The following is a 22,087-nucleotide window of genomic DNA, read 5'->3' on the forward strand; positions in this document are numbered from 1 at the left end:
GCTTATCCAGGGACTGCCGATCCCCTGATCAACGGGTCTCTCCCGCTCGTACCGGCGCCGACCGAGGGTGGTCGGTGACGAGAGGAGCGGAACATGCTGACTTTGGTGACAGGTACGACGGGTCAGGTCGGCCGGCGCTTTGTGCCCAGGCTGCTGGCGCAGCGGCGGCCGGGGGAGGAGGTACGGGTTCTCGTGCGTGACGCCTCGCGCGGCGAACCCTTCGCGGAACTGGGCGCCCAGGTCGTCGTAGGGGATCTGCGGGACTCCGAGGCGCTCGGCAAGGCCGTCGCCGGGGTCGACGCGGTCGTGAACGTCGCCGCGTCTTTCCGCGGGGTGCCGGACGAGGAGGCGTGGGCCGTCAACCGGGACGCGGCCGTGGAACTGGGCCGCGCCGCGCAGGCGGCCGGTGTGCGGAGGTTCGTGCAGGTCAGCACGGGGCTGGTGTACGGCGTCGGACGCGGCCGCCTGCTGACCGAGGACGACGAGACCCGGCCCGGCGGAGCGATGTGGGGTGCGTATCCCGAGTCCAAAGCCGAGGCGGAGCGCGAGCTGCTCGCCCTGGAAGGGCTGGACGTGCGCGTCGCCCGCCTTCCCTTCGTCTATGGCGAGGGCGATCCGCACCTTGCCCAGTCCATGATGTGGGCCCGGAACTGGGCCGCGACGCAGCGGCTCCAGATGGGCCATCACGCGGACGTCGCTCAGGGGCTGCTGCGGATCCTGCACGCACCCGGAATCGCCGGCCGGATCTACAACATCGCCGACGACGCGCCCGTGACGGCGGTCGAGCTGCACCAGCTCAACGGCGTCGAGGTACCCGCCGAGCTGTACACCCGCACCGATCCCGACCCGTGGCTCGTGATCACCTCCACCGACCGTATCCGCCGCGAGCTGGGCTACCGGCCGCTGTACCCGTCGGTCTACGCAGCCCGGGAGGCCGGAGCGCTCTAGCCCACGCTCAGCTCTCTAGTCCACCCCTCGAATACGTCCGACCAGCACCGCCCCCGCCAACCCCGCCACCGCCGCCACCAGATACAGCACCCGGTATCCCCCGAGGTAGGTGACGACCGGGGCGGCGAGGGCGGGGGCGGCCACCTGGGGCAGGGCGTTGGCCACGTTGATGACGCCCAGGTCCTTGCCCCGGTCCAGCGCCTTCGGCAGCACGTCCGTCATCAGCGCGAAGTCGACCGACATGAACACCCCGAGGCCCAGCCCCAGCAGCCGCGACCACGATCGCGCCGGTCCATGTCTGCCAGACGGCGAGCAGCGCGGTGGCCGCCGCCATCAGGACCCCGGACCACTGGACGAACGGCTTGCGGCGGCCCACCCGGTCCGACCAGACGCCGCCGACCACGACCGTGGCCAGCAGCGTCACGCTGTTCACCGCGGTGAGGATCAGCACGCCCTGCTCGGGGTCGTCGATGGGGGTCCCCCCGCTCGAGCGAAGTCGAGAGTGGGGGAGCAGGCGGTCCCGCAGGTAGTAGAGGAGGTAGAGGATCACCAGCGCGTTGCTGAGGTTGATCAGGAAGCGGGTCAGCCACGCCCAGCCGAAGTCCGGGTAGCGGCGCGGGCTCAGCCAGAAGCCCCGCACGAAGGAACCCCAGGACCAGGCCGGCCGGTCCGCTGCCCCCAGCCTCAGATCCCGGTACTTCCACACGTACGGCAGCACCCCCGCCACCGCGAACACCGCGCACGCCGCATACCCGGCCGCGATCCCGCCCGCCGCCCCGGCCACGATCCTCCCCCACTCTCGAACTTCGCTCGAGCGGGGGGACCCCCACCGTACGGCGGCCCCAGCGGCCCGTGGTGCGGTCCGACAGTGCGCCGAAGAGCGGGTTGGCGAACAGGGACACCACCGCCCCCACACCCGTCACCCACGCCAGCACCGTCTCCTTCGACATCCCCGTGCCGGGCGCGAAGTCCTCCGCCTGCTGGGCCAGCAGGATCTGCAGCGGGCCGTACCAGCCCACCCAGATCGCCACGTTGGCGAGCGACAGCGCCGCCGTCCAGCCCCCGCCGACCCGGTCGCCGGGCTCGGCGAGGGCATCCGGTGGGGCCGCGGTCATCTCTGGGCCCGGAGCAGCTCCTGGAACCAGCCGTACGACGCCTTGGGCGTCCGCGTCAGCGTCACGCCGTCCTCGAAGTCCACGTGCACCAGCCCGAACCGCCGCGCGTACCCCTCCGCCCACTCGAAGTTGTCCAGCAGCGACCAGACGAAGTACCCGCGGACGTCCACGCCCGCCTCCACCGCCCGGTGCAGCGCGCGGAGGTGGCCGTCCAGGTAGGCGATCCGTTCCTGGTCGTCGACGCCCTCGTACGAGCAGCCGTTCTCGGTGATGACGATCGGGGGGAGCCGGTCGCCGTAGTGTTCGCGGAAGCCGGTGAGGAGTTCCGTGAGGCCCTCGGGGACCACCGGCCAGCCGAAGTCCGTCGTCGGCACGCCCTCGATCGCCCGTACCGAGAAGGGCAGTTCGGCGGGCATGCTGATCCCGCCGAACTCGATCTCGGTGCCCTGCGGGGCGCCCACGCGGGTCGGCGCGTAGTAGTTGATGCCGTAGAAGTCGAGCGGCTCCGCGATGACCTTCAGGTCCGACGCGACGTCCCCCGGCATCAACTCGCCGATTCCTTCCGGGTATTCGCCCAGCAGCAGGGGGTCGGCGAACAGGCGGTTGAGGAGTACGTCGTAGAAGCCCGCCGCCTCCAGGTCCGCCTGCTCCTGCGACGCCGGCCAGGTCGGGCCGTGCGAGTTGGCGATGCCGATGTCCGTGGCGCCGGCCGCGCGCAGGGCCCGTACGGCCTGGCCGTGGGCCAGCAGCTGGTGGTGGGCGACGGGCAGCGCGTCGAACAGCAGCTGCTTGCCGGGTGCGTGGGTGCCGAGTGCGTGACCCAGCAGGGTGTGTTCGGCGGGCTCGTTGATCGTGATCCACTTCTTGACGCGGTCGCCCAGGCGCTCGGCGACCACGGACACGTACTCGCCGAAACGGGCGGCCGTGTCCCGGTCCAGCCAGTCCAGCGCGACCGGCAGGTCCCAGTGGAAGAGGGTCGGGACGGGGCGTACGCCCGCCGCGCACAGGCCGTCGACCAGACGGTCGTAGAAGTCGAGGCCCTTCGGCGCGTTCACCCGTGGCCAGGAGATCGAGAAGCGGTACGCGCCCACGCCCAGGTCGGCCAGCAGGGCCACGTCCTCGCGGTAGCGGTGGTAGTGGTCGCAGGCCACCGCGGCCGTGGAGCCGTCCTTCACCCGTCCCGGCTCGGCCGTGAAGGCGTCCCACACGGACGCCTCGCGCTCGTCCGTCGCGCCCTCGATCTGGTGGGCCGAGGTCGAGACGCCCCACAGGAAGCCGGCCGGGAACTGAGGTATCGGGTTCGTCGCGCCGCGCGCATCAGTCGCCATGCGCCGGATCATCCGTACCGGCGGTAACGGAAGTCAACGGCCCGGCGTGAACTGCCCGTTACGGCCCCCCGCGTGAACCGTCCGTCACGCTCCTTCCTTCAGCACCCTGGAGATCAGCTTGCGCTGCTCGTCCGTGAGGCGGGGGTCCGCGCAGTACACCGTGTTGCCGTCCACGGTGATCTGGTAGCTGAAGCCGTCCGGAACCCCGATCGGGGGCGTGCCCCGGCCGGACGCGACCGCGCGCTCGGCCAGGGCCTGCCACTCCTGGGCGTCGGGCCGCCCCGAGGTGTCCACCTCGGCGAGCCGCTCGATGCCGGCGAATCCACCCGTGCGCCGTACCTGAATACGCATGGGTCTCTGTCTAGTACGGACTCAGGGGATCCGCACCCCGACCTGCTCCCATGCCTTCGACACGGCCTGGAGCTCCTCGCTGCCGTCGTGGAAGCGCTCGCGCGCGGCCTTGACGGTGAGCGCCGCGAAGTCGGCGAACATGGCCCGGTCCGTCAGCTCGCCGCCGGTCAGGACGTCGTACCAGATCTGTCCGGCCTTCTCCCAGGCGTTGCCGCCGAGCGCGGTGGCGGCCAGGTAGAAGGCGTGGTTGGGGATGCCCGAGTTGATGTGGACGCCGCCGTTGTCGCGGCCGGTGCGGACGTAGTCGTCCATGGTCGCGGGCTGCGGGTCCTTGCCGAGGACGTCGTCGTCGTACGCGCTGCCCGGCTCCTTCATGGAGCGCAGGGCCTTGCCGGAGACGCTGGGCGCGAGCAGGCCCGCGCCGATCAGCCAGTCGGCCTCGGCGGCGGTCTGGCCGAGCGTGTACTGCTTGATCAGGGAGCCGAAGACGTCCGACATCGACTCGTTCAGCGCGCCCGGCTGGCCGTAGTACGTGAGGTTGGCCGTGTACTGGGTGACGCCGTGGGTGAGCTCGTGGCCGATCACGTCGATCGGGATGGTGAAGTCGAGGAAGATCTCGCCGTCACCGTCGCCGAACACCATCTGCTCGCCGTTCCAGAAGGCGTTGCCGTAGTCCTCGTCGTAGTGGACGGTCGCGTCCAGGGGCAGGCCGTCGCCGTCGATCGAATGCCGCCCGTAGGCCTTGAGGAAGAGCTCGAAGGTGGCGCCGAGGCCGGAGTAGGCCCGGTTGACCGTGGCGTCCTGGCCGGGGTCCTGGCCCTCGCCGCGGACCTTGGTGCCGGGCAGGGCGGTCCTGCGCTCGGCGTCGTAGATGGTGCGCAGCGGCTGGTCCGACGGTGCCTTCGCCGTCGGGGCGGCCGCGAGGGCGAACTCGGTCGTCACGCGGCGCCGGCCGCGCAGCTCGCTGTCTCGCATCAGGGTCCGCTGGGCGGGACCGGAGAGTGCGGGGTCGTCGTTCCGGGCCAGTTTGTCGAGGACGTGTGGTGGTACGACGGTGCAGAAGACGGGCTCGAAGCCCCCGTTGGTCGTCATGCCCGGCACCCTTGCACTGCGTTATGCCGCTGTCACTACCCGCAACCATGATTGGTGAAATATGCGGACAGGGAGCCGCACGCTCCGTGACGAAGTGGTATGGCGCACTTTTTGTCCACTTCGTCCCCCGGGTCCCGCATACTGATACGACGCCCCGCACGGGGGGTGGCTCGGCTAGCATGCTGCGCATCATGCGTTTCGGGCTGCTTCTTCTTAGCTGCCGCGGCGAGGGCCTGTAGTCCAGGTCGACTCCCTCCCCGCGGAGCTTCGCGTTGCGTCGTCGGCCGTCCTTCCGGACATCCTGAGGAGCCCCGCAGACATGGCGAATCGCCAGCAGCCCAGCACTATGCCGATCCACAAGTACGGCCGCTACGAGCAGGTCGACATCCCCGACCGGACCTGGCCGGACAACCGCGTCACCGTGGCCCCCCGCTGGCTCTCCACCGACCTGCGTGACGGCAACCAGGCCCTGATCGACCCCATGTCGCCCGAGCGCAAGCGCCGGATGTTCGACCAGCTGGTCAAGATGGGCTACAAGGAGATCGAGGTCGGCTTCCCGGCGTCGGGACAGACGGACTTCGATTTCGTGCGGTCGATCATCGAGGACCCGGGCGCGATCCCCGACGACGTCACCATCTCCGTACTGACCCAGGCTCGCGAGGACCTGATCGAGCGGACCGTCGAGTCGCTGAAGGGCGCCAAGCGCGCCACCGTCCACCTGTACAACGCCACCGCGCCGGTCTTCCGCCGGGTGGTCTTCCGTGGCTCCAAGGACGACATCAAGCAGATCGCCGTCGACGGCACGCGCCTGGTCATCGAGTACGCCGAGAAGCTGCTGGGGCCGGAGACCGAGTTCGGCTACCAATACTCGCCGGAGATCTTCACCGACACCGAGCTGGACTTCGCGCTGGAGGTCTGCGAGGCGGTCATGGACGTCTGGCAGCCCGGTCCGGGGCGCGAGATCATCCTCAACCTGCCTGCCACCGTCGAGCGTTCGACGCCGTCCACGCACGCGGACCGCTTCGAGTGGATGAGCCGCAACCTGTCGCGCCGCGAGCACGTCTGCATCTCCGTCCACCCGCACAACGACCGCGGTACGGCCGTCGCCGCCGCCGAGCTGGCGCTGATGGCCGGCGCCGACCGCGTCGAGGGCTGTCTGTTCGGGCAGGGCGAGCGCACCGGCAACGTCGACCTGGTCACCCTGGGCATGAACCTGTTCTCGCAGGGCGTCGACCCGCAGATCGACTTCTCCGACATCGACGAGATCCGTCGCACGTGGGAGTACTGCAACCAGATGGAGGTCCACCCGCGCCACCCGTACGTGGGCGACCTGGTCTACACGTCCTTCTCCGGCTCCCACCAGGACGCCATCAAGAAGGGCTTCGACGCCATGGAGGCCGACGCGGCGGCCAAGGGTGTGACGGTGGACGACATCGAGTGGGCCGTTCCCTACCTGCCGATCGACCCGAAGGACGTGGGGCGGTCGTACGAGGCCGTCATCCGCGTCAACTCGCAGTCCGGCAAGGGCGGTATCGCGTACGTCCTGAAGAACGACCACAAGCTGGACCTGCCGCGCCGGATGCAGATCGAGTTCTCGAAGATCATCCAGGCCAAGACGGACGCCGAGGGCGGCGAGGTCACCGGCGGCGACATCTGGGCGACCTTCCAGGACGAGTACCTGCCGAACCCCGAGAACCCGTGGGGTCGTATCCAGGTCAAGAACGGTCAGTCGACGACGGACACGGACGGCGTGGACACGCTGAAGGTGGAGGCGACGATCGATGGCGTCGACACGGTCCTGACCGGTACCGGCAACGGTCCGATCTCGGCCTTCTTCGACGCGCTGGACGCCGTGGGTGTGGACGCGCGGCTGCTGGACTACCAGGAGCACACCATGAGCGAGGGTGCGTCCGCGCAGGCCGCGTCGTACATCGAGTGTGCGATCGACGGCAAGGTGCTGTGGGGGATCGGGATTGACGCCAACACGACGCGGGCGTCGCTGAAGGCGGTCGTCTCCGCCGTCAACCGGGCGGGTCGCTCCGCGGGGGCGCGCGGCTAGGTCGTGCCGCGGTAGGTGGTTTGGTTCGCTGCGGCGCCGCGGGGGCTGGTCGCGCAGTTCCCCGCGCCCCTGGCGGCGCTGCCCTGTCCGGCGTTTTGAGACCCCGCTCGCCGTGTTTCCGGTGGGCGGGGTCCGCTCATTTCCGGCCATTGACCTGTGCAGGTCACGGAAAGGTCTCGTCCAGGGTGCTGACTCCGGCTGCCGGATGTGGCTAACATCACGCAAGCGCGGCGATGTTGCCGCGGCATTACGGAGGTGCGACGTGCTGCCAGGACGGGGACAAGACGGCCGTGCCGCCAGGGTTGCGCGCATCCTGGGCACCCGCACCGCGTGGTCGGCCGTCGGTGACGGCGAGTTCTTCTGCCCCGGATGCGGCGGCGACCGCAACTACCAGCGGCTCACCGGGCAGCGCCGCTTCACCCTGCTCGGCATGCCCGTCCTGCCGCGTGGTGAGACCGCGCCCGTCGTGGAGTGCGCGGCCTGCCGTCGGCACTTCGGCACCGACGTCCTGGACCACCCGACCACCACCCGTTTCTCCGCGATGCTCCGCGACGCCGTGCACACCGTCGCCCTCGCGGTGCTGGCGGCGGGCGGAACCTGTGCCCGTCCGGCCCTGGAGGCCGCCGCGGCCACGGTGCGTGCGGCCGGCTTCGACGACTGCACGGAGGAACAGCTCAACGCCCTGGTCGAGGCGCTGGCCGCGGACACCGGGCGGGTCTTCTCCGAGCCCTGCGGTGCCGGGCTGGCCATAGAGCTCCATGAGGCCCTCGACCCGCTCGCCCCGCACCTCGCTCCGGCCGGCCGCGAGTCCATCCTGCTCCAGGGCGCCCGGATCGCCCTCGCCGACGGGCCGTATACACCCGCGGAGCGCGACGTCCTCGCGACGGTCGGCGCCGCCCTGACCATCTGCGCCGAGGACGTGACCCGTCTGCTGGCCGCGGCGGCGCGGACGCCTTCGTAAACCGGACGATCAGCGGTGCGCCGCGGGCGCGGACATGGACACGCGGGCCCGGTCGTCCTGCTGCTCGTCGAACTGCGCGCCGCCCACCGCGACGAGCAGGACGACCATGCCGGCGAGCACCTGCAGCGAGGCGCTGACGAAGGCCCGGAGCAGATACAGCAGCGCGGCGGTCAGCAGCACGATGCCGCCGGCGATGCCCACGTAGAGCCAGTCCTGCGTGAACGTGACGTCGGAGTTGTCCGCGCCCGGGTCGAAGGGCTTCCAGTCGCCGTTGACGTCGATGCCGAGCAGGAAGGCCGCGACGGCCCCGATGACGTCGAGGACGAGCAGTCCGACCGCCAGGGCGATGTCCCCGGCGACGGGCAGCCGTCGGCGTCCGCCGGGCGGGGGCGGCACATTGGCGCCGCGGAAGTGCGGGAGGCCGGTCGGGGCGGTCATGGGGGCAAGCCTTCCCGGAAAGCGGGGCCGGTGCCTGAGTACGGATACTCAGGTGACGGCTGCTCCGGCAACGGTTGCTCCGATGCCGCGTCCCGCAGTACTCCCCAGGGAGTAATCGTCGCATCGCGCCGCCCCCGGCAGTAGCCCCCAACTCGCCCTCCCGCCCGACGAATCGGCACCCCCGTGCCGGAAGTCTGGGAACCGACCCAGACACCCGGACCGGAGGGAGGCCCGTCAATGGGGGCCGTAAGGACAGCAGTGCGGCGACGGCGTGCCGTGCCCTGGATCGTGCTCGGGCTGTGGATCGCCGTGCTCGCGATCGCCTCGCCGTTCGCGTCGAAGCTGGCGGACGTCCAGCGCGACCGGGCCATCGACTACCTGCCGGCGAGCGCCGACTCCACGCAGGTCGCCAAGGTCCAGGACCGGCTGCCCGGTGGCGAGGCCACCGAGATGGTCGTCGTCTATCACCGGGATGGCGGGCTGACCGCCGGCGACAAGGCGACCGCCGCCGAGCAGATCGACCGGATCGCCGGCGCGCACCGGCTCACCGCCGAACCGCGGGGCATCCCGTCCCGGGACGGCACCACGCTGATGTACCCGGTGGCCAGCACCGAGCCGGGCCAGGACGAGGAGGCCCGCGACCAACTGGTCAACGCCGTAAGGGACATCGCGCGGGGCGGCGACGGGCTCGGCGTCGACGTCGGCGGTGAGGGAGCGCTCGCCACCGACGCGAGCGAGGTGTACAACTCGCTCGACGGACCGCTGCTCTACACCACCGCCGGGGTCGTGGCGCTGCTGCTGGTCCTCATCTACCGCAGCCCCTTCCTGTGGCTGGTGCCGCTCACCGTCGCGGGCCTGGCCGACTATCTGTCGATGGGCGTCGCCTACGGCCTCAACCAGTGGTTCGGGACGTCCGTGTCCGGCCAGAGCTCGGGGATCATGACGATCCTCGTGTTCGGGGCGGGGACGGACTACGCGCTGCTGCTCGTCTCCCGGTACCGGGAGGAACTGCGGCGCATCGAGCGGCCGTACGACGCGATGGTCGCCGCGCTCAAGGGCTGCGGGCCCGCCGTGCTCGCCTCCTCGGGCACCGTCGCCGCCGGGCTGCTGTGCCTGCTCGCCGCCGACCTCAACTCCAGCCGGGGCATGGGCCCGCTCGGCACCGTCGGTGTGCTGTGCGCGCTCGCCGCCATGCTGACGCTGCTGCCCGCACTCCTGGTGCTGCTCGGCCGGCGCGTGTTCTGGCCGCTCGTGCCGCGCTTCGGCAGCACGCCCAAGGCCCGCCGGTCCCTGTTCACGGCGATGGGCGGCTCCGCCGGGCGCAGGCCGCTGACCGTTCTCGCGGGCGGCGCCGTCCTGCTCGGCGCGCTGGCCCTCGGCGTCCTCAACCTGCCCGGCAACCTCAAGCAGGAGGACTCCTTCACCAGCAAGCCCGACGCGGTCGCCGCCATGGAGACCCTCGGCCGGGCCTACCCCGAGCGCGGCACCCAGCCCATCAGCGTCATCACGCCGGAGGACCGCGCCGAGGCGACCCTCGCCTCGATCCACTCCACCCGGGGAGTCGACAGCGCGCGGGAAGGCCGTACCGGAGACGGCTGGACCGAGATCTCCGTCCTCGCCACCGCGCCGCCCCAGTCCGCCGGGGAGACCGCCACCATCGAGGCCCTGCGCGACCGGCTCGACGGCTCCTACGTCGGCGGGCCCAGCGCCGAGCAGCTCGACCTGAAGGACACCAACGCCCGTGACCGTCTCGTCGTCGTACCGATCGTGCTGCTGTCCGTGCTGCTGATCCTCATCGCCCTGCTGCGCTCGCTCGTCGCGCCGCTGATCCTGGTGGCGGCCGTGGTCGCCGTGTGGGGCGCGGCGCTCGGCATCGGCGGGCTCGTCTTCGGACCGCTCTTCGGCTTCGAGGGCACGGATCCCGGACTCGGGCTGCTCTCCTTCGTGTTCCTGGTGGCCCTGGGCGTCGACTACGGCATCTTCCTGATGCACCGGATGCGCGAGGAGTGCCTGAACGGCGCCGAACCGGCGACGGCCGCGCTCACCGCGCTGCGCACGACCGGCGGTGTCATCGCCTCCGCCGGACTCATCCTCGCCGCCACCTTCGCGGTGCTCACCAACATGCCGCTGGTGCAGCTCGTCGAGCTGGGCTTCGTCATCGCGGTGGGCGTGCTGCTCGACACGTTCCTGGTGCGCACCTACCTGGTGACCAGCGCGAGCGTGGCCCTGGGGCGCAAGGTGTGGTGGCCGGGCGGACTGTCCCGCGAGCCCGACGGCCCCCGACCGGCCGTCCCGCCGAAGGAACCGGAGGCCGTGGCCGTCTCCCTCCCCTGACCGACCGGCGCCCCTCCCTCCCGGAGGGGCGCCGCCGTCCCGGAAGATGAACCCCGTGCAGGCAACCACGACAGCGCCCCGGCCCCAGATCGGCGAGCGGGTCATGGCCGCGATCAACCGCGACCCCCTGACCGCCCCGCACCGCACCCGCAACGACGCACTGCTGGCCGCGGCATGGGCCGCCCTCGCCACGGTCGTCGCCCTGCTCGTCGACGACGGGCGGCGGCCCGACGCGCTCGGCTGGACCCTGCTGTTCGCCGCCCACATACCCCTGGTGTGGCGGCGCCACCGTCCGCTGCTGGTGCTGGTCGTGGTGATGGTCTGCATCGCCCCGTACCACGCCTTCGAGAACAACCACGCCGCGCCCATCTTCGGGACCATGGTGGTGCTGTACACGGTCGCGGCGACCGGCACGGTGCGCCGCACGCTGCTCACCGGCGCCGCAGTCCTCGGTGTGACACTGATCCTCAACGCCGTCACCAACCCCGACGGGACGATGGAGATCCTGCGGATCTCCGGCTGGGTCGTCGCGTTCCTCTTCTGCGGCATCGACGTCCGCTACTACCGCCAGTACGTCGCCGCCATCGTCGAACGCGCCGAACGCGCGGAGCGCACCCGCGAGGAGGAGGCCCGCCGCCGCGTCGCCGAGGAACGCCTGCGCATCGCCCGCGACCTGCACGACCTGCTCGCCCACACCATCACGCTCATCGGCGTGCAGACCTCGGTGGCCGCCCATGTCCTGGCCGCGGACCCCGAGCGACTGGACCGCGAGACGGTGGCGAAGTCCCTGGACGACATAGCCGAGACCTGCCGCACGGCACGCGGCGAACTCCGTACGACGCTGGACGTGCTGCGCGAGCAGGGGGTCGCCGGCGAGACGCGCGGCCCGCTGCCCGGCCTCGACGGCCTGCCGGACCTGGTGGAGGCGGCGCGGCTGGCCGGGGCGCGGGTGGAGTCGTCGGTACGGGTGCGACAGGCGCCGCCCGCCGTGGGCGCGGCCGCGTACCGGATCGTGCAGGAGGCGCTGACGAACGTCGTACGGCACGCGGGGCCCGAACCCGCCGTACGCGTCGAGCTGTACGAGGAACTGGGCGCCCTGCGCGTGTCCGTCACCGACGAGGGCGCGTGCCCCGGGGGCGAGGACGGCGCCCCCGGCTACGGACTCGTCGGCATGCGGGAACGGGCCCGCAGCGTGGGTGGCACACTCGACGCCGGACGGCGCGACGAGGGGGGTTTCCAGGTGACGGCCGTACTGCCCGTCAGAACTGTCGGAACGGTTGGAACGGACGGGGGAGGTGACCGGTGATCCGCGTCCTGCTCGCGGACGACCAGACGCTGGTCCGGGAAGCCTTCGCCATGCTGGTCGAGTCGGCCCCGGACATGGAGGTCGTCGGCCAGGCGGGCACCGGCCGCCAGGCCGCGGAACTGGTCCGCAGCGCACGTGCCGACCTCGTCGTGATGGACATCCGCATGCCCGACCTGGACGGCATCGAGGCGACCCGTCTCATCGCGGCCGACGAGGACCTGGCCGGGGTGCGGATCCTGGTCCTCACCACCTACGACACCGACGAGAACATCGTGGACGCGCTGCGGGCCGGCGCCTCCGGATTCCTCGTCAAGGACACCAGGCCCGCCGAACTCCTCGACGCCATCCGTACGGTGGCCGCGGGGGAGTCCCTCCTGTCACCGGGCCCGACCGCACGGCTGATCGAGCGTTTCCTGCGCAGCCCCTCCGCACCCCCTGCCGGCGGGCCCGAATGCCTGTCCGAACGTGAACGCGAAGTGCTGACGCTGGTCGCCCGTGGCCTCAACAACACGGAGATCGGCGAGGCGTTGGGACTGAGCCCGCTGACGGCGAAGACCCACGTCAGCCGCATCATGGGCAAGCTGGGGGCACGGGACCGGGCGCAGTTGGTCATCGTGGCGTATGAGTCAGGAATGGTGACACCGGGGAGCCTGTGACGGACAGGTCAATGCTGACACCCCGTCAAGGGAACCCAAGGGAACTCGATGACCATCCTGAGCCGCACACTCAGCCGTACGTTCCTAGTCACCGCAGTACTCCTGACCGCCCCCCTCACCACGACCGGAACCGCCTCGGCGGGCACCGGCTGCACCTCCTCCGTCCCGTACCTGTCGGGCGAGGGCGGCTACGACACCTACCGTATCCCGGCGACCGTCACGACCCGGCGGGGCACGGTGCTGGCCTTCGCCGAGGGCCGGCACGACGGTGCGGGGGACACCGGCAACATCGATGTCGTCCTCAGACGCTCCACCGACGGCGGCTGCACCTGGGGCCCGCTGACGGTGGTCGCCGCCGGGGAGGGGGACACGCGGGGCAATCCGGCGCCGGTGGTGGATCCGCGCACGGGCGCGGTCGTGCTGGTCACCTCCTACAACAGCGGTGCCGTGACGGAGGCGGAGATAATGCGGGGCGAGGTGACGCCGGAGGAGAGCCGGCGGGTGTTCGTCCAGCGGAGCCTCGACGACGGCCGCCATTTCACCACCCCCCGGGACATCACGCGGCAGGTGAAGCCGGCGAACTGGCGCTGGTACGCGACGGGCCCGGGGCATGCCATCGCGCTCAGGAAGGGCCCGTACGCAGGACGGCTGGTCGTCGCCTCGAACCACTCGGTGGCTCCGCCGGCCGGCTCCGCCGATACCGGCCAGGAGCCCAAGTACTACGGCGGGCACGCCATTTACAGCGACGACGCCGGGCTCAGCTGGCGCGTGGGCTTCGTGGACGACTCCTACGACGGCGACAGCAACGCCAACGAATCGACTGCCGCGGAACTCCCCGACGGCAGGGTGTACTTCAACTCCCGCGACCAGCTCGGCGCGAGCGCCGGGAACCGGCTCGACGCGCACTCGGGCGACGGCGCCGAGACCCTGGACCTCCCGTACACCGTCCAGCCTGACCTGAACGACGTCCCCGTGGTGGAGGCCAGTGTCCTCCAACTCCCCGGCCAGGACGCCCCGTTGCTCTTCTCCGGCCCGTCCGTGCCCACCGCCCGTCAGTCGATGGCGGTATGGCGCAGCGCGGACGGTGGATCGACCTTCACGAAGGCGCTGACGCTGTCTCAGCAGCGGGCGGCGTACTCCGACCTGGTGTCGCTCGACCGGCGTACGGTCGGGATCCTGTACGAGACGGGGGTGACGGGAACGTACGAGACGATCGAGTTCCGCCGACTGCCGGTGGCCGACCTGAGCTAGCTGACATCAGCCCCTCCGGCGATGGGACGGGTAGGGGCGGCGGGGGCGAAAACAACCCTCCCGGCCCGCAGCCGTCAGTCAGACGCCCGAGACCCCCGACCCGCCCGCGCCGCGATCCCCCGGAAATGCACCGTCATCGCTCGCTGAGCCCCCTCCACATCGCGGGCGCGCAACGCGGTCACGATCTCGTGATGCCGACGAGCCGTCAGCTCGGGGGACGGGTCGTCGGGGCGCCCCCGCGCGCCGGACACTCGGCGGAAGACCGTCCAGAACGCGCCGAGGAGCTGCGGGACCAGGTCGTTGCCGAGGGACGCGTACAGCAGCTCGTGGAACTCACGGTCCAGCTCCGGGAACGCCCGCCCCGCACGACCCGCCGTCTCCATCCTCGCCACCACCCCCTCCAGCCGATCCAGCTCCGCCTCCGTGACCGTCGCCGCCACCCGCCGGATCAGCCCCTCCTCCAGCACCTCCCGCACCTGGAGGATCTCGGCGAGCGCACCGGCGTCATGGTCGTGCCGGGCGAGCGTGCGGAAGGTCAGCCCGTCGATCAGCGGGGTGAGTGAGGCCTGGCCGACGTACGTGCCGTAGCCGTGCCGGATCTCCACGATGTCCAGGGCCTGGAGCGCCTTGAGCGCCTCACGGACCGAGTTGCGGCTGACGCCGAGGTCGTCCATGAGCTCGGCCTCGGTGGGCAGGAGGGCGCCGGCCTGGAGCCTGCGGTCGATGATCAGCTGCATGACCTGGCGCTGGATCCGGCTGTTCCTGGACTCCTCGGACGTACGGGACGTACGGCTGTTCCTGGGCTGCCCGGGCATGCGGCGCATGGTACGCGCACCCAGACGTCCCACGTCCCATGTCTGCCGGATACGGCTCTGACGGGGGATCAACTCTCGCCATTTCACAGCGCCATTGGTCCGACCTGTGGCAGATGCGCCATTCGTGTGAGATCCCTTGACCGCCCCCAGCGCCCCACCTATGGTCGCGCTGACCGTCAGGACGTAGGACGTCGTATCTCCTCACTTCTCCTCACACAACCCACCGCTGGAGGAACCGTGCGCGACGTGACCCACGACGTGCCGGCGCTGCACCGCCGGTCGTTCCTGAAGTACACCGGCGCGCTGGGCGCGGCCGCCGCCGTCTCCGCGTCGCTGTCGGCCTGTTCGTCGGGGCCGGAGTCCACCAACGAGACCGGTGGGGGCGGTGGCCGGAACCGGACGCTCACCGCGGTGATCGGCTACGGCAACGACGGCAGCTGGGACCCCACCCAGACGGCCTCCGCCTTCTGCATGGCCGCCAACAACCACATCTACGAGGGCCTCCTCGACACCGACCCGATCTCCCGCGAGCCGTATGCCGCGCTCGCCACCCAGGTGCCGGCGGACCCGAACAGCACGTCGTGGAAGTTCGCGCTACGGGCGGGCGCGAAGTTCCACGACGGCAAGCCGGTGACCGCCGACGACGTGGTCTTCGTCTTCGACCGGATCCTCGACCCCAAGACGCAGACCCTCGCCAAGGGCTTCTTCGCCAGCTGGCTGAAGGAGGTCCGCAAGATCGACGCCCAGAACGTCGAGCTGGTGCTCAAGTTCCCCTTCCCGGACGGGATCTCGCGGCTCACCCTCGCCAAGATCATGCCGAAGCACGTCTTCTCCCAGCCGGGTGCCTGGGAGGACGCCATCGCGGGCAAGGCGATCGGCTCGGGGCCGTACCGGCAGACCGCGCACCACCCGAAGTCCAACACCACCTTCGAGGCGTTCGCCGACTACAACGGCCCGCGCAAGCCCGCCTTCAAGAAGATGAACTGGCTGACGATCGTGGACGCGGCGCCGCGCGTGGCCAGGATCTCGGGCGCCAGCGCCGGTGCGCAGATCTCCGACAACATCCCGTACGCCAACATCCAGCAGCTGGAGAGCGGCGGGCTCACGGTCGCGGGCGGCGCCGGGATGAACAACCTGTTCCTGATGTTCAACACCAAGCACAAGCCCTTCGACGACGTACGGGTCCGCCAGGCGCTGCGCTACGCCGTCGACACCGGCAAGATGATCGAGGTCGCCCTCAAGGGGCACGGCAAGCCGGCGTCGTCCTTCCTCAACGAGGCCAACCCCAGCTACCGGCGCGCGAAGACCGTCTACGACTACGACCCCGACAAGGCGAAGGCGCTGCTGAAGGAGGCCGGGGTCAGCGGGCTGGAGATCGAGATCCTCGCCGTGAACGTGAGCTGGATCGTCGACTGTCTGCCGACCATCAAGGCATCCTGGGACGCGATCGGTGTCAAGACCACCCTCTCCCCGCAGGAGACGACGGCCGTCTTCACCAAGATGGACCAGAAGCAGGACTACCAGGTGGTCGCCGCGGCCTCGAACCCCAACCAGTTCGGCCTCGACGCCGACCTGATCATGCATTACAACTACGGCCCCGAGAACCTGTGGATGCAGTACACGCGGTGGGCCGACAACTCCGTCGCCAAGGCGCTCTTCAAGGACATGGACCAGGCCACCCAGGAGCCGGACACCGACAAGAAGAAGACGATGGTCCAGGACTACATCGACGTCGTCGCCGAGCAGGCCGTGCTCTACCCGGTCGTCCACAACGAGCTGATGACGGCCTGGAACCCGAAGCAGCTCAGCGGGATAAGGGCACAGCCGTACCCCGGCATCAACCTCCTCCAGGCCAAGTGGTCCTAGGCCCTAGGAGTTCCTGAGTGGTCACTGTCGTCAGGATCCTGGCCCGTCGCGTCGTGCTGCTCGTGCCGCTGATGCTGGGCATCGTGCTGTTCGTGTTCCTGGTCATGCGGTTCTCGGACGTCGACCCGGCGTCCGCGTTCTTCCAGGGCGCGAACCCCACCGCCCAGCAGTTGCACGACTTCCGCGAGGAGAACGGCCTGCTGGATCCCCTCCCCGTCCGCTATGTCGTCTTCCTCGGCGATCTGCTCCATGGCGACATGGGCACCAGCGCCCTGACCCGGGCGCCGGTCGTCGACCAGGTCATGACCGCGCTGCCGCTCACCCTCCAGCTCACCTTCCTGGGCCTCGGCATCGCGGTCGTGCTGTCGCTGCTCGGCGGCGTGACGGCGGCCATCTACCGCGACCGTCTCCCCGACCAGATCATCCGCGTCGTCTCCCTCACCGGGGTCGCCGCCCCCGGCTTCTGGCTGGCGCTGCTGATGATCCAGTACCTGGCCGTCGACCTCGGCTGGTTCCCGACCGGCGGCTACATCAACCCGGCGGACTCCTTCACCGGCTGGCTGAAGACCATGGCCCTGCCCGCCCTCGCGTTGTCGCTGCCGGTGGCGGCGCAGCTGACGCGTATCGTGCGCACGTCGGTGGTGGAGGAACTGGACAAGGACTACGTCCGTACGGCGATCGGCAGCGGGCTGCCCCCGGTGGTGGTCGTCGGCCGGAACGTCCTGCGCAACGCGCTCATCAACCCGCTGACCGTGCTGGGCCTGCGCGTCGGCTACCTCCTCGGCGGCGCCGTCGTCATCGAGACGATCTTCTCCCTCCCCGGGATGGGCAAGCTCATGATCGACGCCGTGAAGAACGGTGACCCGGCCGTCGTCCAAGGTGTCGTCCTCACCACGGCGACCGGCTTCGTGGTCGTCAACCTCGTCATCGACATCCTCTATCTCCTGGTCAACCCGCGACTGCGGGAGGCGACATGACGTTCAACCGCAAGCGCCTGGCCGAGGCACTGTCCCGGCCGGGCATCCGGCTGCGCGGCTGGCGCAAGCTGCCGCTGCTGTCGAAGGTGGCCGTCTGCTTCCTGGCCGTCGTGGTCCTGATGGCCCTGTTCGCCCCGCTCCTCGCCCCGCACGACCCGCTCGACCAGCAGGCCCCCGTCGACGGCACCGGACACCCGTCCGCCGAGCACTGGATGGGCCAGGACAGCCTCGGCCGGGACATCCTCAGCCGGCTGATGTACGGCGCCCGCTGGTCGCTGGCGATCGGGCTCGGCGCGACCGGACTCGCGCTGGTCGTCGGCGCCCTGATCGGCGCCATCGCGGCCACCTCCCGCAAGGCGGTCGACGAGACGCTGATGCGCTGCCTGGACGTGGTGATGGCGTTCCCCGGCATCGCGCTGGCGGCCGTACTGGTCGCGGTCTTCGGCGGCGGCATCACGGTCCTGATCTGCGCGATCGCGTTCCTCTTCACTCCCCCCGTGGCACGGGTCGTACGGGCGAACGTCCTCGACCAGTACGGCGAGGACTATGTGACGGCGGAACGGGTGATCGGCGCCCGGACGCCCCACATCGTGCTGCGGCACGTGGCGATCAACTGCGCCGCCCCGGTGCTGGTGTTCTGCACGGTCCAGGTGGCGGAGGCGATCGTCTTCGAGGCGTCGCTGTCCTTCATCGGCGCGGGCGTCCGGCCGCCGGACCCGTCCTGGGGCAGTGTCATCGCGGACGGCAAGAACATGGTGCTGACCGGGGGCTGGTGGGCGACGGTCTTCCCCGGCCTGCTGATGCTGGTGACCGTCCTCTCCCTGAACATCCTCTCCGAGGGCGTGTCGGACGCGTGGGCGGCACCCTCGGCGCGCGAGGTCGACGTACGCGACGAACACGACCATCTGGAGGCGCCGGAGCCGGGCAGCGGTGAGGTGCTGCAGCTGCCCGGGCTGATGGAGGCGGCGGCGCGGCTGCGGTCACGGGCGCGGCCGTTGCCCCAGGGGCTGCAACCGGTGCTCGCCGTGGAGCACCTGGCGATCGGGTTCGAGGGCCGGCACGGCGGGGTGGACATCGTCGACGGCATCAGTTTCGAGGTGCAGCCCGGTGAGGTGCTGGGGCTGGTCGGTGAGTCGGGCTGCGGGAAGTCGCTCACCGCCCTCGCGGTGATGGGCCTTGAGCCCAAGGGTGCCCGGGTGCGCGGCCATGTCCGGTTCAACCAGCGGCAGTTGGTGGGCGAGCCGATGCGCGCGAAGCGACGGCTGCTGGGCCACGAGATGGCGATGATCTACCAGGACGCCCTGTCGTCCCTGAACCCGGCGATGACGATCCGCTCGCAGCTCAAGCAGGTCGTACGCCGCGGAGGCCGCCGTACCCCCCAAGAACTCCTCACCCTGGTCGGCCTCGACCCCGAACGCACCCTGCGCAGCTACCCGCACGAACTCTCCGGCGGCCAGCGGCAGCGCGTCCTGATCGCCATGGCCCTGTCCCGCGACCCGAAGCTGATCATCGCCGACGAGCCGACGACCGCGCTGGACGTCACCGTGCAGGCGCAGATCATAGAGCTGCTGCTGAGGCTGCGGGAGGAGCTGGGCTTCGCCCTGATCCTGGTCTCGCACGACCTCGCGCTGATCGCGGACGTCACCGACCGGGTGGCCGTGATGTACGGCGGCCAGATCGTCGAGACGGGCGTGACCGCCGACCTGGTGGAGGCGCCGGCGCACCACTACACACGGGGCCTGCTGGGCAGCGTGCTGTCGCTGGAGTCGGCGCAGGAGCGGATGACGCAGATCAAGGGCGTGGTCCCGTCCCCCGCCGACTTCCCCGCGGGCTGCCGTTTCGCGGACCGCTGCCCGCTGGCGAGCGAGGTGTGCCGGGCGACGGCACCGGATCTGGTGGGTCCGGCGACGCATACGGCGGCCTGTCATCACCCGGCGGTGGTGCTGGCACCGACGGACCGGTCGGAGAGCGGGGTCGTCCAGTGAACGCGAGGGGAGTCGCCCGGTGAACGCGCTGGTGGAGTTGTCCGACGCGCACGTCGTGCACAAGGCGCGCAGCGGCGGCCTGTTCACCCGGGAGAGGGTGTACGCCCTGACCGGCGCCGATCTCGTCATCGCGCCCGGTGAGACGGTCGGCGTGGTCGGTGAGTCGGGGTGCGGCAAGTCGACGCTGGCGAAGGTGCTGGTGGGGGTGCAACGGCCGACGGAGGGGACGGTGGCCTTCCGGGGGCGCGACCTGTGGACGATGACGCCGGCCGAGCGCAGGACGGCGGTGGGGGCGGGCACCGGGATGATCTTCCAGGACCCGTCGACGGCCCTGAACCGTCGCCTCCCGGTCCGGCAGGTACTGCGGGATCCGCTGGACGTGCACGACCGGGGCACGAAATCCCAACGCGAGGCGCGCGTAAGGGAGTTGATGTCCTTGGTCGGCCTCCCGCGCGCCCTCGCCGACGCGCTGCCCGGCCAGCTGTCGGGCGGTCAGCGCCAACGCGTCGCGATCGCGCGGGCGTTGGCGCTGGACCCCGACCTGGTGGTGGCCGACGAGCCGACGAGCGCGCTGGACGTGTCGGTGCGGGCCCAGATCCTGAACCTCCTGCTGGATCTGAAGGAGCGGCTGGGTCTGGCCCTGGTCTTCGTCTCGCACGACATCCAGACGGTACGGCGGATGAGCGACCGTGTGATCACGATGTACCTGGGCCGGATCGTCGAGGAGGCCCCGGCCGCCGACGTCACCGACGGCTCCCGGCACCCGTACACCCGGGCCCTCTTCTCCGCGACGCCCGGCCTGCTGGACCCCATCGACCCGATCCCGCTGGTCGGCCCGGTGCCGTCGGCGACGCGTCCGCCGAGCGGGTGCCCCTTCCGGACGCGGTGCTGGAAGGCGGACGGGGTGTGTGCGGACGTGATGCCGGGCTTCTCGGCCGCGTCTCGCCCGGAGCATCGTTACAGGTGTCACCATCCAGTGGAGGAGGGCGAGGCCACCCGCGACCTCGTACGACAGAGTCACCATTCCAAGGAGCCTTGATGACCATCCCCACCCCGCTCACCGGTGTCGTCCCGCCCGTCTGCACGCCCCTGACACCGGACCGCGAGGTGGACGTCCCGTCGCTGCTCAGGCTGGTCGACCACCTGGTGGCGGGCGGGGTGCACGGTCTGTTCGTGCTGGGCTCGACGTCGGAGGCGGCGTATCTGACGGACCGGCAGCGCAGGGTGGTGGTGGAGGCGGTGGCCGGGCATGTCTCGGGGCAGCTCCCGGTGCTGGCCGGCGTGATCGACATGACGACGCCCAGGGTCCTGGACCACGTACGGGAGGTCACGGGTGCGGGCGCCGACGCGGTCGTGGCCACCGCCCCCTTCTACGCCCGTACCCACCGCGCCGAGATCGCCCGGCACTACCGGCTTCTCGCGGCGGCCTCTCCCGTCCCCGTCATCGCGTACGACCTCCCGGCCTCCGTCCACACCAAGCTGCCCGCCGACGTGATCCTGGAACTCGGCGCGGAGGGCGTCCTGGCGGGGCTGAAGGACTCCAGTGGCGACCTGGCCGGTTTCCGCGAGGTCGTGACCGGTGCCCGCGGCCGAGCCGACATCCAGGGCTTCAGCGTGCTGACCGGCTCGGAGCTCTTCGTCGACGCGGCGCTCGCGATGGGGGCGGACGGGGCGGTGCCGGGGCTCGCCAACGTGGATCCGCACGGGTACGTCCACCTCGACCGGTTGTGCCGCGCCGGGGACTGGGAGCGGGCGCGGTCCGAGCAGGAGCGGCTGTGCGCCCTGTTCGGCCTGGTCACCGTCGGGGATCCCGAGCGGATGGGGGGCAGTTCGTCGGCGTTGGGCGCGTTCAAGGCGGCGCTGCATCTGCGGGGGGTCATCGACTGTCCGGCGACGGCGGAGCCGCAGGTGCCGCTGTCGGTGGAGGAGGTTGAGCGGGTGGGGAAGTATCTGGCCGGTGCGGGGTTGCTGTAGGGCGGTTCTCGCCCCCGCCGCCCCTACCCGTCCCATCCCTGGGGGCTCCGCCCCCAGACCCCCGCTATCGGCCCTGAAGGGGCCTCGTCCTCAAACGCCGGACGGGCTGAACGACTCAGCCCCTCCGGCGTTCGAGGAGCGGGGTCTGGGGGGTGAGAAAAGAGCGGTCAGGAATCAAGAAGCGCCGCCCCCCGGCCGCCGCTAGCGTGACGGCCATGGACATCTCGATTCACGCCAGCTTCCTTCCGCAGGACGACCCGGACGCCGCCCTCGGCTTCTACCGCGACATCCTCGGCTTCGAGGTCAGAAACGACGTCGGCTACGGCGGAATGCGCTGGATCACGGTCGGCCCGGCCGGCCAGCCCGCCACCTCCATCGTGCTCACTCCCCCCGCCGCCGACCCCGGCGTCACCGACGACGAACGCAAGGTCATCGCCGAGATGATGGCCAAGGGCACCTACGGGGGCATCGTCCTGGCCACCCCCGACGTCGACGCGACGTTCGAGCGCGTGCAGGCCGCCGGCGCCGACGTCGTCCAGGAGCCGATCGACCAGCCGTACGGGGTCCGTGACTGCGCCTTCCGCGACCCCGCGGGCAACATGATCCGAATCCAGCAGCGGGGCTGAGCCAC

18 protein-coding genes and 1 pseudogene are annotated in these 22,087 nt (G+C 70.8%); 13 read left to right on the plus strand and 6 right to left on the minus strand.

Annotated features, from left to right (window positions below; translation table 11 throughout):
• Window positions 1-93 precede the first annotated feature (93 nt).
• Window positions 94-948, plus strand: coding sequence for an NAD-dependent epimerase/dehydratase family protein (locus BLU79_RS31885; protein ID WP_093909438.1), 855 nt, complete (start codon window positions 94-96; stop codon window positions 946-948).
• Between the two features lie 15 nt (window positions 949-963).
• Here the strand turns inward: BLU79_RS31885 and BLU79_RS31890 are convergent.
• The 4 genes and pseudogenes from BLU79_RS31890 to BLU79_RS31905 form a co-directional block, all read right to left on the minus strand.
• A pseudogene (locus BLU79_RS31890) lies at window positions 964-2,063 on the minus strand (MFS transporter).
• Window positions 2,060-3,403, minus strand: coding sequence for a GH1 family beta-glucosidase (locus BLU79_RS31895; protein ID WP_093909439.1), 1,344 nt, complete (start codon window positions 3,401-3,403; stop codon window positions 2,060-2,062). The pseudogene BLU79_RS31890 and the gene BLU79_RS31895 overlap by 4 nt, the downstream one beginning before the upstream one ends.
• A 72-nt stretch (window positions 3,404-3,475) precedes the next feature.
• Window positions 3,476-3,742: a protealysin inhibitor emfourin gene (locus BLU79_RS31900; RefSeq protein ID WP_093909440.1), complete on the minus strand. Its 267-nt coding sequence runs from the start codon at window positions 3,740-3,742 to the stop codon at window positions 3,476-3,478.
• Window positions 3,743-3,763: 21 nt separating this feature from the next.
• Window positions 3,764-4,834 (minus strand): M4 family metallopeptidase, encoded by a 1,071-nt coding sequence (locus tag BLU79_RS31905; protein WP_093909441.1) that lies wholly within the window; start codon window positions 4,832-4,834, stop codon window positions 3,764-3,766.
• A 319-nt stretch (window positions 4,835-5,153) separates the two neighbouring features.
• Here BLU79_RS31905 and leuA point away from each other — a divergent pair, with 319 nt between their 5' ends.
• Both leuA and BLU79_RS31920 read left to right on the plus strand, forming a co-directional pair.
• A complete protein-coding gene (leuA, locus tag BLU79_RS31915) occupies window positions 5,154-6,893 on the plus strand; it encodes a 2-isopropylmalate synthase (RefSeq protein ID WP_093909442.1) in 1,740 nt (579 codons plus the stop codon).
• 262 nt (window positions 6,894-7,155) lie between these two features.
• Entirely contained in the window at window positions 7,156-7,854 is a 699-nt protein-coding gene (locus tag BLU79_RS31920) for a TerB family tellurite resistance protein (protein WP_093909443.1), read from the plus strand.
• A gap of 9 nt (window positions 7,855-7,863) precedes the next feature.
• On the opposite strand, the gene BLU79_RS31925 is transcribed toward BLU79_RS31920, so the two are convergent.
• Window positions 7,864-8,292, minus strand: a complete 429-nt coding sequence (locus BLU79_RS31925) for a DUF6234 family protein (RefSeq protein ID WP_093909444.1) — start codon at window positions 8,290-8,292, stop codon at window positions 7,864-7,866.
• Between the two features lie 237 nt (window positions 8,293-8,529).
• On the opposite strand from BLU79_RS31925, the gene BLU79_RS31930 reads away from it, so the two are divergent.
• From BLU79_RS31930 to BLU79_RS31945, 4 genes are read left to right on the plus strand one after another with little or no spacing between them, the layout of a single operon-like run.
• Window positions 8,530-10,626, plus strand: coding sequence for an MMPL family transporter (locus BLU79_RS31930; RefSeq protein WP_093909445.1), 2,097 nt, complete (start codon window positions 8,530-8,532; stop codon window positions 10,624-10,626).
• 46 nt (window positions 10,627-10,672) lie between these two features.
• Window positions 10,673-11,932: a sensor histidine kinase gene (locus BLU79_RS31935; RefSeq protein ID WP_093909446.1), complete on the plus strand. Its 1,260-nt coding sequence runs from the start codon at window positions 10,673-10,675 to the stop codon at window positions 11,930-11,932.
• Complete coding sequence (locus BLU79_RS31940; RefSeq protein ID WP_093909447.1) at window positions 11,929-12,588, plus strand: response regulator; 660 nt, start codon at window positions 11,929-11,931, stop codon at window positions 12,586-12,588. Before BLU79_RS31935 ends, BLU79_RS31940 begins: the two co-directional genes overlap by 4 nt.
• Before the next feature lie 48 nt (window positions 12,589-12,636).
• On the plus strand, window positions 12,637-13,839 hold the full coding sequence (locus tag BLU79_RS31945) for a sialidase family protein (RefSeq protein ID WP_093909448.1): 1,203 nt from the start codon (window positions 12,637-12,639) through the stop codon (window positions 13,837-13,839).
• A 74-nt stretch (window positions 13,840-13,913) separates the two neighbouring features.
• On the opposite strand, the gene BLU79_RS31950 is transcribed toward BLU79_RS31945, so the two are convergent.
• Complete coding sequence (locus BLU79_RS31950) at window positions 13,914-14,654, minus strand: FadR/GntR family transcriptional regulator (protein WP_093909573.1); 741 nt, start codon at window positions 14,652-14,654, stop codon at window positions 13,914-13,916.
• A 237-nt stretch (window positions 14,655-14,891) separates the two neighbouring features.
• On the opposite strand from BLU79_RS31950, the gene BLU79_RS31955 reads away from it, so the two are divergent.
• From BLU79_RS31955 to BLU79_RS31980, 6 genes are all read left to right on the plus strand, one after another.
• Window positions 14,892-16,520 (plus strand): ABC transporter substrate-binding protein, encoded by a 1,629-nt coding sequence (locus BLU79_RS31955; protein ID WP_093909449.1) that lies wholly within the window; start codon window positions 14,892-14,894, stop codon window positions 16,518-16,520.
• A gap of 17 nt (window positions 16,521-16,537) precedes the next feature.
• Window positions 16,538-17,497 (plus strand): ABC transporter permease, encoded by a 960-nt coding sequence (locus BLU79_RS31960; protein ID WP_093909450.1) that lies wholly within the window; start codon window positions 16,538-16,540, stop codon window positions 17,495-17,497.
• Complete coding sequence (locus BLU79_RS31965; RefSeq protein WP_093909451.1) at window positions 17,494-19,482, plus strand: dipeptide/oligopeptide/nickel ABC transporter permease/ATP-binding protein; 1,989 nt, start codon at window positions 17,494-17,496, stop codon at window positions 19,480-19,482. The genes BLU79_RS31960 and BLU79_RS31965 overlap by 4 nt, the downstream gene beginning before the upstream one ends.
• A 19-nt stretch (window positions 19,483-19,501) precedes the next feature.
• Window positions 19,502-20,521, plus strand: a complete 1,020-nt coding sequence (locus BLU79_RS31970; RefSeq protein ID WP_093909452.1) for an oligopeptide/dipeptide ABC transporter ATP-binding protein — start codon at window positions 19,502-19,504, stop codon at window positions 20,519-20,521.
• Window positions 20,521-21,456 (plus strand): dihydrodipicolinate synthase family protein, encoded by a 936-nt coding sequence (locus BLU79_RS31975; protein ID WP_093909453.1) that lies wholly within the window; start codon window positions 20,521-20,523, stop codon window positions 21,454-21,456. The genes BLU79_RS31970 and BLU79_RS31975 overlap by 1 nt, the downstream gene beginning before the upstream one ends.
• Window positions 21,457-21,671: 215 nt before the next feature.
• Complete coding sequence (locus BLU79_RS31980) at window positions 21,672-22,082, plus strand: VOC family protein (RefSeq protein WP_093909574.1); 411 nt, start codon at window positions 21,672-21,674, stop codon at window positions 22,080-22,082.
• Window positions 22,083-22,087 lie beyond the last annotated feature (5 nt).

It is taken from the genome of Streptomyces sp. cf386, from assembly GCF_900103585.1.
Classification (GTDB): Bacteria; Actinomycetota; Actinomycetes; order Streptomycetales; family Streptomycetaceae; genus Streptomyces.